This window comes from Desulfosediminicola sp., from assembly GCF_048381775.1.
GTDB lineage: Bacteria > Desulfobacterota > Desulfobulbia > Desulfobulbales > Desulfocapsaceae > Desulfopila > Desulfopila ganghwensis.
Map to the genome: position 1 here is coordinate 437,730 of NZ_JBLXGE010000003.1, position 16,777 is coordinate 454,506.

General features: G+C 48.7%; 13 protein-coding genes and 1 riboswitch. Of the genes, 10 read left to right on the plus strand and 3 right to left on the minus strand.

Annotated features, from left to right (window positions below):
* Positions 1-163: 163 nt before the first annotated feature.
* Positions 164-739: a C40 family peptidase gene (locus ACN5NT_RS07400; RefSeq protein WP_217907595.1), complete on the plus strand. Its 576-nt coding sequence runs from the start codon at positions 164-166 to the stop codon at positions 737-739.
* Between the two features lie 105 nt (positions 740-844).
* On the opposite strand, the gene yjgA is transcribed toward ACN5NT_RS07400, so the two are convergent.
* Both yjgA and gpmI read right to left on the minus strand, forming a co-directional pair.
* Entirely contained in the window at positions 845-1,393 is a 549-nt protein-coding gene (gene yjgA, locus ACN5NT_RS07405; RefSeq protein ID WP_136799202.1) for a ribosome biogenesis factor YjgA, read from the minus strand.
* Positions 1,394-1,459: 66 nt separating this feature from the next.
* Positions 1,460-3,091: a 2,3-bisphosphoglycerate-independent phosphoglycerate mutase gene (gene gpmI, locus ACN5NT_RS07410; protein ID WP_419175041.1), complete on the minus strand. Its 1,632-nt coding sequence runs from the start codon at positions 3,089-3,091 to the stop codon at positions 1,460-1,462.
* A 524-nt stretch (positions 3,092-3,615) separates the two neighbouring features.
* Between gpmI and ACN5NT_RS07415 the strand changes: the two genes are divergently transcribed.
* The 8 genes from ACN5NT_RS07415 (at position 3,616) to ACN5NT_RS07450 (ending at position 13,034) form a co-directional block, all read left to right on the plus strand.
* Positions 3,616-4,209, plus strand: a complete 594-nt coding sequence (locus tag ACN5NT_RS07415) for a hypothetical protein (protein ID WP_136799200.1) — start codon at positions 3,616-3,618, stop codon at positions 4,207-4,209.
* A 4-nt stretch (positions 4,210-4,213) separates the two neighbouring features.
* Complete coding sequence (gene glp, locus ACN5NT_RS07420) at positions 4,214-5,482, plus strand: gephyrin-like molybdotransferase Glp (protein WP_419174987.1); 1,269 nt, start codon at positions 4,214-4,216, stop codon at positions 5,480-5,482.
* The gene (locus tag ACN5NT_RS07425; protein ID WP_419174988.1) at positions 5,479-7,410 is read left to right on the plus strand and encodes a molybdopterin biosynthesis protein; all 1,932 of its coding nucleotides are present in this window, start codon (positions 5,479-5,481) and stop codon (positions 7,408-7,410) included. The genes glp and ACN5NT_RS07425 overlap by 4 nt, the downstream gene beginning before the upstream one ends.
* A 141-nt stretch (positions 7,411-7,551) precedes the next feature.
* A complete protein-coding gene (locus ACN5NT_RS07430) occupies positions 7,552-9,279 on the plus strand; it encodes an aldehyde ferredoxin oxidoreductase family protein (protein ID WP_419174989.1) in 1,728 nt (575 codons plus the stop codon).
* Entirely contained in the window at positions 9,279-9,503 is a 225-nt protein-coding gene (locus ACN5NT_RS07435; RefSeq protein WP_136799196.1) for a MoaD/ThiS family protein, read from the plus strand. Before ACN5NT_RS07430 ends, ACN5NT_RS07435 begins: the two co-directional genes overlap by 1 nt.
* Before the next feature lie 248 nt (positions 9,504-9,751).
* Positions 9,752-10,942, plus strand: a complete 1,191-nt coding sequence (locus tag ACN5NT_RS07440) for a GGDEF domain-containing protein (protein WP_136799195.1) — start codon at positions 9,752-9,754, stop codon at positions 10,940-10,942.
* Between the two features lie 175 nt (positions 10,943-11,117).
* Positions 11,118-11,396, plus strand: coding sequence for an acylphosphatase (locus ACN5NT_RS07445; RefSeq protein ID WP_136799194.1), 279 nt, complete (start codon positions 11,118-11,120; stop codon positions 11,394-11,396).
* A gap of 3 nt (positions 11,397-11,399) precedes the next feature.
* The gene (locus ACN5NT_RS07450) at positions 11,400-13,034 is read left to right on the plus strand and encodes an ABC transporter ATP-binding protein (RefSeq protein ID WP_419174990.1); all 1,635 of its coding nucleotides are present in this window, start codon (positions 11,400-11,402) and stop codon (positions 13,032-13,034) included.
* A gap of 63 nt (positions 13,035-13,097) precedes the next feature.
* On the opposite strand, the gene thiC is transcribed toward ACN5NT_RS07450, so the two are convergent.
* Entirely contained in the window at positions 13,098-14,432 is a 1,335-nt protein-coding gene (gene thiC, locus ACN5NT_RS07455; protein WP_136799192.1) for a phosphomethylpyrimidine synthase ThiC, read from the minus strand.
* A gap of 102 nt (positions 14,433-14,534) precedes the next feature.
* Positions 14,535-14,754: riboswitch (cobalamin riboswitch) on the minus strand.
* A 217-nt stretch (positions 14,755-14,971) separates the two neighbouring features.
* Between thiC and uvrC the strand changes: the two genes are divergently transcribed.
* Complete coding sequence (gene uvrC, locus ACN5NT_RS07460; RefSeq protein WP_419174991.1) at positions 14,972-16,774, plus strand: excinuclease ABC subunit UvrC; 1,803 nt, start codon at positions 14,972-14,974, stop codon at positions 16,772-16,774.
* Positions 16,775-16,777 lie beyond the last annotated feature (3 nt).

Consider the following 16,777-nt stretch of genomic DNA (forward strand, 5'->3'; position numbering starts at 1 on the left):
CAATACTCTCCCAAGCTCTTCTGATCCTCACTGCCTCTCATGTACTTTGATTCAAACCAAACATTGCATTTACTATTTTTTTCTACTAATATCTGCGGCTTCAACAATCATCATCCACCATATCAGACTAATTTCAACGTAACTTTTTACGCTGTTTATACATATGTTTTTTCGAAAAAAGGCACAATTACGCATTTCCTTCTTGGGGAAACGAACAGCCCTGATATCCGCGCTGCTATTGACTTTCGTGACCCAGCAAGGCTGCTCGACTCACAGCAGCCCCCTGTCAGACGCAGAACTTGAGAGCGGCAGCCTGTTAGACGATGAAATTGCTCTTTCAGATACCCTGCAAGCAGGAGATGTGGAAGCAGCTCAGAAAGCGCTGAACGATTTTCTCAGCCAATGGGAAGGTACACCATACAGACTTGGTGGAAACTCACATAAATCAATCGATTGCTCAGCCCTGTCTTCTCGGACTTACAAAGAACTTTTTGATATTGACCTGCCCCGTACCGCAAGGGACCAAGCTGGTCAGGGGACAACAATTCCACAGTCAGAACTACAGCCCGGTGATTTGATATTTTTCAAAACCGGTAGATACCAGAACCATGTTGGCGTCTACATGGGCAACAATATTTTCATGCATGCATCAAGCACAAATGGAGTGACTGTCTCAGAAATCAATTCACCGTATTGGCAAAAACGTTTTTGGAAAGCAACAAGCCACCATAAAAGTTAGCCCCCTGATTTGTTTAAACGTATTGACCACCCCTTGCCTCTCACCAGCTGGCAGGCAAAGGGTGTACGATTGCTCGTCTCCCCTTGCCTCAATAGTTCAGTCAAATCACCCGATTTTAGTTTTCATATCGACCAGATCTATACCGGCCTTAAGCATTCTGAACAGTTCACGATAATGCAAGCGATTACGGGTTTTCACATAGCTATACACAGCTTTTCGAACCTCACCTTCACTGATTGAAGGATAACGTTTCAGCACTCCCGCTATCTCACTGCTTGGCCAATCCATATCCCACTGAACATGTTCTTCCATACAGCGATCATGGTCGTCTATGGCTTCATTGATCAGCGAGTCCCTGAGTCGTTCCGCCTCATGAAATTTCTTTTTACTTTTCAGATCAGAACCTTTTCGCTCTGCCAAAAAGTCATAAATATCCTCTAACGGTTCCAGCCGCATTACCTTGGCAAGATACTTAACCTGGCGTTTTCGTGCCCCGGCCTTCAAGCCTCTGCAGTTGCGTATTTCCTCTTTAAGCTCGTCAGTGCAGGGAAGCTTTTTCAATTCATTATCGGAAAACTCAGCGAGTTCCATCGCCACCTGCTCCGTTTGCTTAAACTGCCTCTTTTTCTCAGACCTGCTTATGTTTTCTTCCATAAATGATTAGTCTTGCAGAGCATCAGGCCCAAAAGCCGTGCCATGCATTATGTTAACTTTTAAAATTTATAATTCAGTTAATTTCACGATTGATGACTCGTAGTCTTCCGGCTTCTCCAGCCCCAGCAGGGTACAGAGAGTTGCTGCGATATTGGCAAGACCCGGACCCTCTACTCCGGCGAGTTCGAATTCATTGTTACCATTATAATCTTTTACTATAAACGGCACAGGGTTTTTGGTATGAGCCACCATTGGAGCCCGTTCGCCATTTTTCTCTGTCCACATGCAGTCTGCATTCCCATGATCTGCTGTGATTACTGCTATGCCGCCAGCCTTTGCGATCACTTTCAGCAATCTCCCTAGACACATGTCAACCGCTTCAACAGCTATGCGGATAGCCTCCGGCACGCCGGTGTGACCCACCATATCACAATTGGCGTAATTGAGCCTGATGAACTTTTTCTCACCGAGCTGAACCTGCTCAATCACCTTGTCTGTTATCTCAGCGGCCTTCATCCATGGGCGCTGATCAAACGGCACCAGGTCTGACAGTATTTCTTCGTATTTTTCAAGTGTTGGATCAACGTAACCTGACCTGTTCCCATTCCAGAAATAGGTCACATGACCAAACTTCTGGGTTTCAGATATCGCATAGGAGGAGACACCGTTGGCACAAAGATATGCGCCAATGGTTTTATCAATGGCTGGCGGTTCAACAAGATAGTTCTTAGGAATTTTGGCATCACCATCATACTGCATCATGCCCGCATAGAAAACATCCGGGCTCCGCTTTCTGTCAAAATCTGTAAAGTCTGCCTCTTCGAAAGCTCGCGAGATCTCGATGCCGCGATCACCCCGGAAATTAAAAAAGACAACCCCGTCACCATCCTCTATGGTGCCGACCGGTACATCATTTTCCGTAACGACAAAAGATTGCATATACTGGTCTGTTATATCAGGATCTTCGTCATAGTACGTCTGAACAGCTTCCCTGGCACTGGTAAAATGACGCCCCTCTCCAAGTACATGAGCTTTCCAGCCATATTCCACAATATCCCAATTCGCCTCATAGCGGTCCATGGTAGTTATCATCCTGCCGCCACCTGAAGCAATCCTGTAATCTTTGCCGCCCGCCGAAAGTTCGGTAAGCTTTTCTTCCAATGGCACAATATAACTCAGGGCACTCTTTGCCCCCACATCGCGCCCGTCGAGCAAAGGGTGAACCCGGACCCTGTCCACACCTGCGGCCAGGCAACCATCCAGTAACGAATACAGTTGTTCGATATGACTGTGAACATTGCCATCTGAGAGCAACCCTATAAAATGGAGGGTTCCACCCTTCTCTGCCCGGGCCAGCAGACTCTTCCAGGCGTTGCCGCGAAAAGCCTCGCCAGACTCCAGTGCGTCATTGACCAGCTTGGCCCCTTGTGCAAAAACACGACCAGCGCCCAGGGCGTTATGCCCTACTTCGGAGTTCCCCATGTCTCCGTCACTTGGCAAACCCACCGCTTTACCATGGGCTTTCAAGGATACCATCATCTTTTCCTGAAACAACCGGTCAAGAACCGGGGTATGTGCAGTGTAGACTCCGTCACGTTCATCCCTGGAGCCAATACCCACACCATCCAGAATTATCATTACCACTGGCCCTGGGAATTTTGTATATCCTTTCAATTGTTCTAATTTAAGGGCTTCCATCATATCTCCTTTTCATTCTGGTTGGTTTACAAGAGAAGCAGAATATCAAGCGAAGGTGCGAACCAGGTCATCATGACCAAGTCCCGTTATTATTGAAATGAAAACACATTTTGTGGCGTCACAGATACCACGAATATAAAGTATGACGCAACACAGGATACAGCCTGTTGCCTCAATCTGTTGGTAATTCCCGCCATCCACCAGTTCAAACCTCACATATTAACTGTTCGACATCCACCCAGCTCTGATTCTTAAACCTGTGACTTTAGCTATTTGTGGATGTAGCCGTCAAATTAAGCGAACATTTCCGAGAGATCCTGCCAACAAATGTTAGTTTGGCTCCGTATAAGTTAGTATTGTTCTTGATGCCAGCTGTTTTTAGGTTTATCAATGTTTCTAATTCTGCTATTGTCAGCATCATGTATCGCTTATCAAGCGAATGCTGCAAAAATGTAACATCCACAGAGAAAACTCGGTTTCCGCCACCGCTGAATTCAAGAGAGTAACAGCACTTACAGATTTATATGTTAAACACTATTACAGCATCACCAAGCCTGGCAATACGGGTATCCGCCGAAAAATTATGGATGTTCAATTCATTGCTTCAGGCAGGAATACACGTTCAGTCGGAATCAGAGACCTCAATAGGCGTTTTTTTAAAACAGTTACCAGGATTCAGTGAAGATTATATTACTGAACAGATACAGACAATTTTCCTGAATGGCACAGCCACTGACGATCTGGCAACACCGTTGGTCGGCGAGGCTCCTGTACTTGCAATATCCGCGGCGATGCCGGGACTTGCCGGCGCGATTTTCAGAAAAAACAGCCTCCACGCTGCTTTGAGAACCACAAAGGGACCTGAGAACACCACGTTCAACAAACAGCAGATTACCGTTTGTCTTAAGCTTTTCAATACTATAGCAAGAGATCGCGGCGAAGAGATGCTACGCCTTGGCGTTTTGATTGACAGCTCCGCTATACAACAATTTTTCTCAACCCGCTCTTCCACTCTGCAGCACATTACCAGTATCACACTGAATAACGAATCGATAACAGAACCTGAAATGCTCTCTTTACTGGAGCAATATGACAGGTTGAATATACAGGTAGTATGACGTCATGACATCCAAACCACAAACCCGGGATATGCTGGGGCGCACAACCCTTACTCCCGTACCGGAGGCCAGATCGATACTGCTCGACCAGCTGCAAAAGATCTCCCCGGAAACAGAAACTATTCGTATAGAAGATGGCCTGGACCGGGTCCTTGCACAATCTATATTCTCCGCAGAGAACCTTCCACCTCACCCGCGTTCAGTCATGGACGGTTTTGCTGTCTGTGCCGCAGACACTTTTGGCGCAAGCGAATCTATGCCTTGCTATCTGCAAATCACCGGCAACGTCGCCATGGGGGAAATGCCAGTAGGTGAAGTACAGCGTGGCTGCTGCTTCAAGATCGCCACCGGCGGCTTTCTGCCCAAAGGCGCTGATGCGGTGATCATGCACGAGCACACGGTTCCCGTCGATGAGACCATGATTGAAATCGTAAAAGGCGGTGGACCTGGCACAGCTATCATCGGCGTTGGCGATGACATTCGCGAAGGTGAAGAGGCCCTGAAGCCCGGCCACTTGCTCAGACCACAGGATCTTGGCCTATTGGCTGCACTCGGCATAACCCAAATCAAGGCGTATCGCCAGGTACGGGTAGGCATTGTCTCAACCGGCGATGAAATAGTCCCCCACTCCGAACAACCGGGTCCCGGCAAGATTCGAAACATCAACAGTGTGGCTCTCGTTGGCCTCATTTCAAGGGCCGGAGCTATTCCGACAGATTACGGTATTGTCTCAGATCAGCGTGAGGTGTTCTTTCCTGTTCTTGAAAACGCTTTAAAAGAAAACGACATCGTGCTCTTTTCCGGCGGTAGCTCTGTCGGTGTACGCGACCTTGGGGAACAGGCTGTAGAATCTCTCGGGCCTCCGGGAATATTGGTACACGGAGTTAAGCTTAAACCCGGAAAACCCGTTCTCATAGGCTTGAGCGGCACAAAACCTGTTTTTGGGCTTCCCGGCCATCCGGTGTCCGCACTGGTTTGTTTTGATTTATTCGTTGCACCAACTATCAAACAACTTTCTGGTGAAGTTACCGGACCGAAACCGACAGCAACGGTGACAGCAAAACTTTCCAGAAATCTCAACTCTGCTGCAGGTCGACTCGACCTGGTTCGTGTGCGGCTGATACAAGAGAAGGGATCATGTATAGCAGAACCGGTCATGGGTAAATCCGGGGCCATATCAACCCTGTCACGCGCGCATGGCTATTTTTTGATTGATGAAGACAGCCAGGGAGTCACCCAGGATTCTCCGGTCGAGGTATATATCTACTCATGAGCACACGAAATATTTACGTTAAGAACACTCCCCTGCAGGAAGCCCGCGATAAATGGTTCAAGGCTCTGCAAGACAAAGGATTCTTTTCCAGAAATCGTTCCGAGATCATTGCTGTCGATGATTGCCTCGGCAAAGTCACAGCGGAACCTGTATTTGCGAGACGCTCTTCCCCCGCACACAACGCAGCGGCAATGGACGGAATCGCAGTACACTTTGCAGATCTGGCCTCCGCCAGTGAAGCATCGCCAGTTCAACTCTCACCTGAAAAATTCCAACAGGTGAACACCGGCAATGCCATACCGGAAGGTTGTAATGCAGTGGTAATGATTGAGGATGTACATATCCTCGACAACGGCTCAGCAGAACTTCACATGCCGGCCACTCCCTGGCAGCATGTCCGAACCATCGGTGAGGATATCGTTGCCACCGAACTGATTCTGCCAGAGGGACACCACATCAGGCCGATTGATCAGGGAGCTATGCTTGCCACCGGCATCACTGAAGTAGCTGTCCAACGCAGCCCAAAAGCCACAGTGATTCCAACTGGTAGTGAATTGATTCAACCCAACCAGGAACCAAAGCCAGGGGAAATCATTGAATTCAATTCCCGCATTCTTGCCGGTTACCTGCAGGATTGGGGTGTCGATGCCAGCCGGTCCCAGCCAGTGGCTGATAATCCGGAGGCATTGCGTGCCGCATTGACTCAAGCCGCCGCAGAAAATGACTTTGTGGTCATGAACGCAGGTGCTTCCGCAGGTACCAAGGATTTCAGCTCGACAATTCTCGCCGAGATTGGTGATGTCATTGTCCACGGTGTTGCCATCAAGCCCGGGAAACCTGTTATTCTGGCTCTTATTGGTGATACACCGGTTATTGGCCTTCCTGGTTATCCTGTATCCGCTGTTCTTACCATGCGGATTTTCATCAGACACCTGGTGAGCACCCTGCTCGGGAGGGAACTTGATGACCACGGTACGATTGAAGCTGTCATGTCCAGGCCCGTCCACTCTGCCATGGGAGTAGATGAGTTTGTCCGTATAACCCTGGGCAAGGTCGGCGATACCCTGATGGCAACCCCTGCAGGCAAAGGTGGCGGAGCGGTAATGTCATTGGTTCGTGCAGATGGACTGCTTACTATCCCCGTCGGTAACGAGGGCGTCGGTGCCGGTGAAAAGGTGCAGATTGAGCTGGTTCGTCCCCAGGCTGAAGTAGACGCCACTCTGGTCTTCATCGGCAGCCACGATAATATTCTTGACCTGCTTGCCAACCAACTGCATCAGCAGCGGCCCTACACCAGGATTTCCTCAGCCCATGTCGGTTCCATGGGTGGAATAATGGCCATTCGTCGTAACGAGGCCCATCTTGCCGGCTGCCACCTGCTCGATGAAGCTACCGATGAATACAACATTCCATTTATAAAACGACTTCTTCCCCGGATTCCACTGCAGCTTATTAATCTCTGCTATCGCGAACAGGGGCTGATTGTACCGAAAGGCAATCCGAAAAACATTCAATGCTTCCAGGATATGGTTGATGACGATCTTACCTTCATTAACCGTCAGGGAGGAGCGGGAACGCGCCTGCTGACCGATAAAATCTTAAAAGAATCGGGGATCTCTCCGGAGCAACTCAACGGTTACTACCATGAAGAATACACCCATATGAGCGTTGCCGCTGCTGTCGCCAGCACCAGTGTCGATGCAGGCATGGGCATTAGAGCTGCGGCCGTTGCCCTGGGCCTCGATTTCGTACCGGTTGCCGAGGAGCGGTACGATCTTATCGTTCCACAAAAATTCCTCGCCGACCCGAAAGTAATAAAAGTACTCGACCTCATTCGCAATGGGGAAGAATTTCATAATAAGATACTTGCCCTTGGAGGTTATAACCTGCGTGATACCGGCAAGGTTCTCTATGAACAGGGTGAATGATCCCCCTGTGCGAATTTAGCCTTTTCAGGCTATCTCAGGTAGAGACATCAGCACCCTGAAGTAAACGAATGAAACTATTTATAATCAAAAGACATACACCTGGACAGGGTAAATCTAGAACCCATTATTAGGAGGTTGTTTATGAAAGACAGAATTTTTAGGGTAAACCTCACCGACATGACCACTTCGGTCGAGGATGTACCGGAATCCTGGGCAGGACATGGCGGACGAGGCCTTACCTCAACCATAGTTGCTGCAGAAGTTGATCCGACCTGCCACCCGCTGGGACCCAAAAACAAACTTGTTTTCGCTCCGGGTCTGCTCTCGGGTACAGTTGCGGCCAACTCCGGCCGTCTCTCTGTCGGTGGCAAGAGCCCTCTGACAGGAACTATCAAAGAGGCTAACGGTGGTGGTACCGCCGCCCAGTTAATGGCTCGCTGCGGTGTCAAAGCACTGATCCTCGAAGGACAACCTGCGGATGACAAATGGTTCAGCCTCGCCGTTACCCCTGAGGGAGTAACTATTGAGGAAGAAACCGAACTCGTAGGCAAAGGTAATTTTGCGGTTCTGGAGACACTCTCCACTCGTCTCGAGAACAATCCGGCCATTATCACTATCGGCCCTGCCGGTGAAATGAAGATGGCTGCTGCGAATATTTCCATCAAAGATCCGGATGGCGGTATTCGCTCCAACGGTCGTGGTGGCCTTGGCGCGGTAATGGGTTCCAAACGCGTGAAATTCATCTCTGTAACCCCTGGCGATGCCAAGCTTGAAATTGCTGACCCGGAAGCCTTTAAAGCAGCAAACAGAACTTTTGCCAAAGCACTGGTTGATCACCCGGTCAGCCAGGCACTTGGCCAGTATGGCACCAACGTTCTGGTTAATATCATCAACGAGTCTGGCGGCCTGCCGACCAAAAACTTTACCCAGGGCCAGTTCGAGGGACATGAAAAGATCTCCGGCGAAACCATGCACGACACCATCAAGGAGCGTGGCGGCCGCGTGAAGCACAACTGTCACCCTGGTTGTGTTATTCAGTGTTCCCAGGTGTACCACGACGCAGACGGCAAAAAGCTCACCTCGGGTTTTGAGTATGAGTCTATCTGGGCTATGGGCGCAGACTGCTGTGTTGACAACCTTGATCATATCGCAATGGCTGATAAGCTGATGGATGATATCGGTATTGACTCCATCGAAACATCAGTGGCATTCGGTGTTGCCATGGAAGCCGGCATCCTCGAATTTGGTGACGGTGAAGGCGTTTGTCGTATGCTGAAAGAAGATGTCGCTACCGGCACAGGATTAGGTAGAGTAATTGGTAACGGTGCCGGTTCTGTTGGCCGTACCTATGGTGTTACCCGTGTTCCGGTTGTCAAGAACCAGGCTATCCCTGCATACGATCCACGCGCCATTAAGGGTATCGGTATCACCTATGCTACCTCCACCCAGGGCGCAGATCATACCATGGGCTACACCATCGCCACCAACATCCTCAATGTCGGCGGCGCGGTAGATCCACTTACCAAGGAAGGCCAGGTTGAACTTTCCAGAAACCTGCAGATCGCCACTGCGGCCATCGATTCCACCGGAATGTGTCTGTTCATCGCTTTTGCAGCGCTGGATAACGAGGAGTGTCTGCCTGCTCTTATCGACCTGCTCAACGCCCGCTTCGGTATCAGCCTTACTGCTGATGACGTAGTAAATCTTGGTAAATACATCCTGAAGACTGAAAGAGAATTCAACGAGAAAGCCGGTTTTACAAACCTGGATGATCGTTTGCCTGAATTTTTCTACAATGAGCCTCTGTCACCGCATAACGTTGTATTTGATTTCAGCGGCGAGGAAATTGACACCTTCTGGGACTTCTAATGAAAATCAAGGTCAAACTCTTTGCCTACTTTCGGGACAACAGGTTCATGGAAGAGTTCAGAGACTACCCAAAAGGTACCACTGTCGGCAATGTGGTTGACGGTCTCGACATAGACAGAGAGGAAGTTGGTGTGCTCATGACAAACTTCAGGCACACCAGCTTCGAAGCTGAACTGAAAGAAGACGACATCCTCGCCATCTTTCCAGTAGTTGGTGGTGGCTGAAGCTGTCATTCATCACAATTTATTTGTATTGTCACGTATTATCACAAGCCGGGTCGCTTTTCTGACCCGGCTTTTTCTTTTTTCATTTCCTCAACACCCTTCTATAAAAGATTTTGATTTCCGAACACACTCAAAGTGAATAACCTTTTCATTTTGTTTACTTTTCAGTTGATACACGAATCTACTGTGTGTTAGAGTGCCGTAAATTAGTTATTATTCCCATCTTCGGCCTATTGAGGACAATCCGCATGGATTCCACCAGAGCGTTGATACTTGAGTGCAGGTCCAGCTCTCCGGATGATGATACATTCATTTCAAGGGTCAACGGACTTGTCGCGCAATATGGCAATTCTGTCTATCCCGCCCTTTTCGAAACTCTGACCACTCTCGACCTTTCGCAGGCAACTGCAAGAGACTACTGGCAACTCATTGTAGCCCATCGTCGTCATCTGATGGATGCTCTTGGCAGAGAGGTTGATCTGCTCACTGCCACGAGCGATTTTCTGCAAACCTCTACCAAACTTCTCAACGACCCGAGACTGGTCGATGTTTCCACTTATGAAAATGTTGTCACCGACTCAATACACGACAAGCTTACCGGCCTTTACAATCGTCCCTATTTCGACGAAACCTACGAGCAACAGGTATCGCTGGCAAAAAGATATGACACAGAACTTGCCGTACTTTTCCTCGATGTGGATGATTTCAAGGAAGTCAACGACAGTTTCGGTCACCTGGCCGGAGATTTCGCACTGCAGAAAGTGGCCAAAATTATTCAGGATGAGAAACGTGACAGTGATATAGCTTCAAGATATGGAGGCGAAGAGTTTGTTCTTCTCATGCCCCATACCCAAAGTGATAGCGCATCTATCCTTGCCGAACGTATCCGGAAAAAAATCGAGCTCACAGAATTTGAATTTGACGGTAAACATTTCAGCCTCACCATCAGCGGTGGTCTCGCGTCTTACCCTACAGACGCCACTGACCCCAGGGATTTACTGACCATGGCTGACAAAGCTGTATACCGGGCCAAGGGAGCAGGGAAAAACAACATATCTCTTTTCAAACAGGACAAACGCAAGTATCTCCGCGTTGGGATGGAACGCGAAGTCCTGCTGAAGAGTTTTGACTTCGTTAACGAACCGTACACTACCTTCAGCAGTAAAAATATCGGAATAGGCGGCATGTTACTTTCCGGCTCCACGCCGCTCCCGGTTGGCAGTATTCAGAAGATGAGCGTCCCGGTTAATGGTGGAGAACCTTTAATGCTGATAGGTAAAGTGGTTCGCATCTCAGAACCACACCCATCATTATTTGAAATCGGGATGAGTTTCTCCCTGAAAGAAATGACCAAGCTGGCCAACTCAGAAATAGCCATATTCCTTCGGAAAAATAGTGTCGAGGAAGTGCCCAAAACCCTTGAACCGGCCTACTCATAGCTGCATCGGCCTTATTTTTTACAGTTCCGGAGCTTATACTTCTTAAGCCAGACACGGTGCCATCGTTTTCAGGCCAGATAAAATTTCTGCTGTCCTTCCAGGGCACAAGTGGTAAGCTAATTACAGATGTTGCTTAAAATAAACCATTTGTTTGTTTTGTAACTTGCATGGCATCATGAAAACTTTACACGTCAATGTCAGGGGTCGGGTGCAGGGCGTATTCTATCGAGATTATTCTAAACGCCAGGCAGATTTACTGAATATCAGAGGCTGGATACGCAACATGCCTGACGGCTCCGTAGAAGCAGTCATCTCCGGCAATGATTCAGACGTGGATCAAATGATCGAATGGTTTCAAATGGGCTCCCCACTCTCCCACGTCACCTCCGTTCATGCCGAAGAGGTGTTCTACACTGAAGATCTGAACAACTTTGAAATCCGTTATTACAGGTAAAGTGTGCTACTCGACATTTCCCATTTCAATCTCTGGGTCAGAACCGAAACATCCGATGGTAAACGGATAGATTCCCAGCTTCTGCACGACATCAATCTGCAGATAGCGAAAAATCAGACCCTAGCCTTAGTAGGGGAATCTGGTTCCGGAAAATCCGTTACAGCTCTGTCTGTTTTACGCCTGCTCGAAGAAAGTTCCACCATCCGCACTCAAGGATCAATTCTCTTTGAGAATTCGAATATCCTCAAGCTTCCGCCGCCGGAAATACGATCCATACGAGGCAATAAGGTTGCCATGATTTTCCAGGAACCGATGACCTCGCTCAACCCGGTTTACACCATTGGCAATCAGATGATTGAACCGCTCCAGCTCCATAGGGGTATGAACCAGATAGATGCGGAGCGGGAGGCAATTCAGCTACTCGGCAGGACAGGCATAACTGACCCGGAGACCCGGATGAGAAGCTACCCTCATCAGCTCTCCGGGGGGCAGCGACAACGGATTATGATCGCCATGGCTCTTGCCTGCCGACCACAACTGCTCATTGCCGATGAACCTACTACTGCGCTCGATGTAACGGTTCAGGCCCAAATTCTGGCTCTCATCAAGGATCTGCAGAGGGAATTTGAGATGTCAGTGCTGCTCATAACTCACGATCTCTCGCTGGTAGAAAAAGTCGCTGATACACTGGCGATAATGAAAGATGGCAGGATAGTCGAGTCAGGCAAATGCAGCCGGATTCTCACTCAGCCCGAGCATCCATACACCAGGCACCTTCTCTCATCGGTACCATCGGACCAGCCAGGGCCAAAACCCATTAGTCCCCCAATCCTTGAAACCCGCGATTTAAGCTGTACATTCAGCATCAACGTTGGTTGGGTTAATCTCTTTAAACGTAAAAAACGTATCATCCGTGCAGTAGACAAAATCACCTTCACCCTGCATAAAGGAACCACCTGCGGTATAGTCGGAGAGTCCGGTTCCGGCAAAACGACCTTAGCCATGGCTATCCTGAAACTTGTCAAAAGCACCGGCATAATAGATTTTGATGCAGTTGATCTGCAACAGCTGTCAAACAGGGAGATGCGAACGAAGCGTAGCGACATTCAGATAGTCTTTCAAGACCCGTATTCCTCCCTCTCCCCCCGCCTGACCGTATATCAGATACTTGAGGAGGGTCTTGTTATACATTTCCCCGAAAGCGATCGGGAAGATCGAATCAACAGGGTTTACGAGGCGCTCGAAGAAGTTGGTCTCGAACCGGAAATGGCCCATCGGTATCCCCATGAATTTTCTGGTGGCCAACGCCAGCGTATCGCCATTGCCCGGGTAGTCATATTAAAACCACGGCTACTCATTCTGGATGAACCCACCTCTGCTCTTGACGTCACCATCCAGGCCCAGATCATAGAGCTACTGAAAACCCTGCAGTCGAGATACAATATGAGTTACATTTTCATATCCCACGATTTGCGGGTTATCCGGTCGATCTCAGATTATATTGTGGTTATGCAGAACGGGCAAATGGTCGAATCGGGGCCGGCTCATAAGGTTTTTACCGCACCGGAAAAAGAATATACCAAAACACTTTTCTCGGCAGCCCTGGAAGCTCCTGCTCCTGCTCCTGCTGCCAGCTAAAGTCCACCAGAAGCCAGTCAGGCAAGCTACACCTGACTGGCCTGTACAGAATCACTCTGCAGCCTATTCGGCCTCGCCATCCACCTTCCTGGTGCAGCGATCTCCACGAATATCATCCTTGAAGAGGGAGTAGCCCCTCTCCATGGCGCAGAAATCTCCACACATTGTACAGGTTTTCTCGTTTTCCGGCGTTCTGCTTCTACGGATCTCTTCTGCCTGCTCCGGGAACATCAACAGCTTGAAATGCTCTTCCCAATCTGAATCCCGCCGGGCCTTGGCAACTCGTTTTTCCTGTTCCCTTCGTTCTGGGTATTTTGCAATATCTCCAATGCGTGCAGCGAGCCGAGTGGCCCTGATGCCCTCGCGCACATCCTGCTCATTCGGTAAGGCCAGATGTTCGGCAGGAGTTATATAGCAGATCAGGTCGGCACCATGTCGAGCCGAATTAGCCGCACCAATGGCTGCGGTAATATGATCATACCCTGCGCCCGAATCAGCAGGCAGCGGACCAAGTACATAGTATGGTGCACCTCCGCTCATCGCTTTTTCGAGCATAATGTTGCCCTCTATTTCGTCTAGCGGTACATGGCCAGGACCTTCAACCATCATTTGACAGCCCATCTCCCGCCCCAGTTCTGCCAGTTCACAGTTTATGATCATCTCGGCCATCTGAGCACGGTCATGGCTATCGTGGATTGCTCCTGCTCTGATACCGTTGCCCAGTGACAATACCGCATCATATTTCTTCATCAATGCGCAAACTCTGTCAAACTGTTCGTATAACGGGTTTTCTTTCTGGTGATATTCCATCCAGGAGACCATAAACGTACCTCCCTTCGATACCAACCCACCATATCTGAACCCCTGTTTTCGGAGTCGTTCGATAGAGAATCGATTGATACCACAGTGGATAGCCATAAAGGAGATACCGTCCTGCAACTGACGCTCTATCAGTTCAAAAAGGAACTCACTGTCGAGTTTATTCGGGTTACGATATTTTTTAGCAGCTTCTGCAAATGCCTGGTAGAGAGGCACGTTGCCGACCGGCAGGTTGCACTCGGCAAGCACTGCTCTTCGAATTGCATCAAGATCGCCGCCGGTTGAAAGCTCCATAAGGGTATCAGCTTTTTCTTCCTCCGCTGCTTTTGCCTTTTTTATCTCGAGATCAACAGAGGCGATATCAGATGAAGTCCCTATAGAGGCGTTGACCTTGGTACGTAAGCCCTTGCCTATGGCAACTACCTTCTGCTCCGGTCGATTCGGATTGCATGGCATGACAATGTGGCCATATGCCAGGCCTTGGCGAATTGCCGCTTCATCCACGCCCTCATCTTGTGCAGCCTGCTTCATCTGCGGGGTTACAATACCTTCCCGCGCTAGTTCCAACTGGGTTTTCATATCCGCTCCTTAACGTTATTCATTGCGGTATACATCGCTCGCGGGCATAAAAAAAGTCCGTGCAATGGCATACGCCACTACACGGACTTTTCTTGAGCAATAAAGTCGTTATCTCATCCAGGCAGGTCTTCTGACTCGCGAATCATCCTCCGGCTGCGCCTTCCCGCCCCACCTCTCACAAAGAGTGGTATGACAGTGGCATTGTGCAGCCATCGTCCCCGCATACAGCGCCGGCCCAACGTTACGGATTCTCACCGTATTCCCTTTTCACTCCCCTTGCTGAAAAAATTGAAGAGGAAGCACCTGAATAAGCCGATACGTTATGATTTATCAATAAGCTAGAACAATTACATAAACTTGTAAAGGATACTCTATCATTTAGGGTTGAGGATTGAGATGACGGGACTCTTACGATGAGTTACTATCTTTAGGTTAGATGGCTTTGCGTAGCTGTCTCTTTAGCTGGTCCGCCATGACAGAATTTCAAAAACGTGCGCTGCAAAAATAGCAGCACCAATGAGATAAATTACACTTAGAATATGTTTCCCCAGGATTTTCTCAGCTCTGTTCCTCACTCACCGGGTGTTTACCTGATGCTCGACAGCAAATCTGCTGTGCTCTACGTCGGCAAGGCAAAGGATCTGTTCAAACGTCTCGCATCATATGCCAGACATAATGGTTCTGATTACAATAAGACCACCATTATGCTCAAGTTCGTTTCCTCGGTCGACACCATCATTACCAGAACAGAGAAAGAAGCTCTGATCCTTGAAGCCTCACTGATAAAAAAGCATAAACCCAAATACAACATCATTCTCAGGGACGATAAAAATTACCCTTTTATCAAAGTTACTGCTGACGAGGAGTGGCCACGCGTCATGATGGCCCGTAGGAGGAGAAAAGATAAAGCCCGATATTTTGGCCCGTACAGCTCTTCATCCGATATGTGGTCAACTTTGAAGCTGATATCTTCACTCTTTCCGTTGAGAAAATGTAAAGGTGGCACCTTGAGGCCCAGAAAACGACCTTGCCTCAATCACCAAATGGGCAAATGTCTTGCCCCTTGCGCGGGCTACGCAGATGCCAGGCATTACCAGCAAAACGTTGAAAACGTTATCATGCTGCTTGAGGGACGTAATAAAGATCTGATCAAAAAGCTGACCGAAAAAATGGAGTTTGCTGCAGAAGCACTGAATTTTGAAGAGGCAGCATCATTACGCGACCAGCTTAAAGCTTTGAACCGAACCCTGGAAAAACAAGTCGTAGCCAGCCAACAGAAAAATAATCGAGACGTCTTTGGATTCACCAGGAAAGGTGCCGCTGTAGCTGTCGCCATCCTCTTTATCAGGGACGGACTGATAAGTGGTAGCCGGAACTTCTTTCTTGAAGAACCCTACGGAGAAGATAGTCGAATTCTCGCCCAGGTAGTCAATCTCTTTTACGATCAGGATTCATATCTGCCCAAAGAGATCCTTCTGCCCTTTGAACCCGATGATCTTCAGCTTATCAATGAAAAACTGACAGATCTGAGAGGGACAAATATTCAGATGTCTGTTCCACAACGCGGTGACAGAGTTAAGCTGCTCAATATGGCTCAGGCTAACAGTGATCAAGTATTTGCCACTAAAGAGAAAAAGGAAAAATCCTGGGAGAGCCTTGCCCGAACGATTCAACAAAAACTTCAGCTGCAACGTTCGCCCGAACGCGTAGAATGCCTGGATATTTCAAATACCAGTGGAAAACTTGCCGTAGGTTCGCTGGTCTGCTATGAACAGGGAGAGCCGTCCAAACCCAATTTTCGACACTATTCAATCAAGACCATTGACGGACCGAACGACTACGGCATGATGCGAGAAGTCCTGCAACGCAGGCTCAGTCGAGGAATTGAGGAAGAGAATCTGCCGGATCTTTTTGTTGTGGATGGTGGTAAAGGTCAGCTGAGTATGGCCCTTGCTGTTGCTGACGAACTTGGCATACGTGACCAACTCGATTGGATTGGTATCGCCAAAGAACGCGAAGACGAAGGCGAAAAGCTCTATAAACCCGGCAGGAAGAATCCAATAATACTGCCAGCCCATAACCCTGTTTTGCTCTACATGATGCGAATCCGAGATGAATCTCATCGCTTTGGAGTCACTTTTCACCGCAGGATCAGGAATAAGACGAGTTTTCTTTCAGAGCTTGACCAGATACCCGGTATTGGTCACGAGAGGAAAAAATCACTTCTCAAGAACTTTGGGAGCTTAAAACGGATACGCGAAGCCACACCTGAAGATCTGACCCAGGTCGACGGAATCGGCAACGACCTCGCCAGACAGATATACGATCATCTCAATAAGTAGATG

Bases quoted from the DNA above. Each gene is read 5' to 3' on its own strand.
- ACN5NT_RS07400 (WP_217907595.1), top strand. From the start codon at position 164: ATGTTTTTTCGAAAAAAGGCACAATTACGCATTTCCTTCTTGGGGAAA.
- yjgA (WP_136799202.1), bottom strand. From the start codon at position 1,393: ATGGAAGAAAACATAAGCAGGTCTGAGAAAAAGAGGCAGTTTAAGCAA.
- gpmI (WP_419175041.1), bottom strand. From the start codon at position 3,091: ATGGAAGCCCTTAAATTAGAACAATTGAAAGGATATACAAAATTCCCA.
- ACN5NT_RS07415 (WP_136799200.1), top strand. From the start codon at position 3,616: ATGTTAAACACTATTACAGCATCACCAAGCCTGGCAATACGGGTATCC.
- glp (WP_419174987.1), top strand. From the start codon at position 4,214: ATGACATCCAAACCACAAACCCGGGATATGCTGGGGCGCACAACCCTT.
- ACN5NT_RS07425 (WP_419174988.1), top strand. From the start codon at position 5,479: ATGAGCACACGAAATATTTACGTTAAGAACACTCCCCTGCAGGAAGCC.
- ACN5NT_RS07430 (WP_419174989.1), top strand. From the start codon at position 7,552: ATGAAAGACAGAATTTTTAGGGTAAACCTCACCGACATGACCACTTCG.
- ACN5NT_RS07435 (WP_136799196.1), top strand. From the start codon at position 9,279: ATGAAAATCAAGGTCAAACTCTTTGCCTACTTTCGGGACAACAGGTTC.
- ACN5NT_RS07440 (WP_136799195.1), top strand. From the start codon at position 9,752: ATGGATTCCACCAGAGCGTTGATACTTGAGTGCAGGTCCAGCTCTCCG.
- ACN5NT_RS07445 (WP_136799194.1), top strand. From the start codon at position 11,118: ATGAAAACTTTACACGTCAATGTCAGGGGTCGGGTGCAGGGCGTATTC.
- thiC (WP_136799192.1), bottom strand. From the start codon at position 14,432: ATGAAAACCCAGTTGGAACTAGCGCGGGAAGGTATTGTAACCCCGCAG.
- uvrC (WP_419174991.1), top strand. From the start codon at position 14,972: ATGTTTCCCCAGGATTTTCTCAGCTCTGTTCCTCACTCACCGGGTGTT.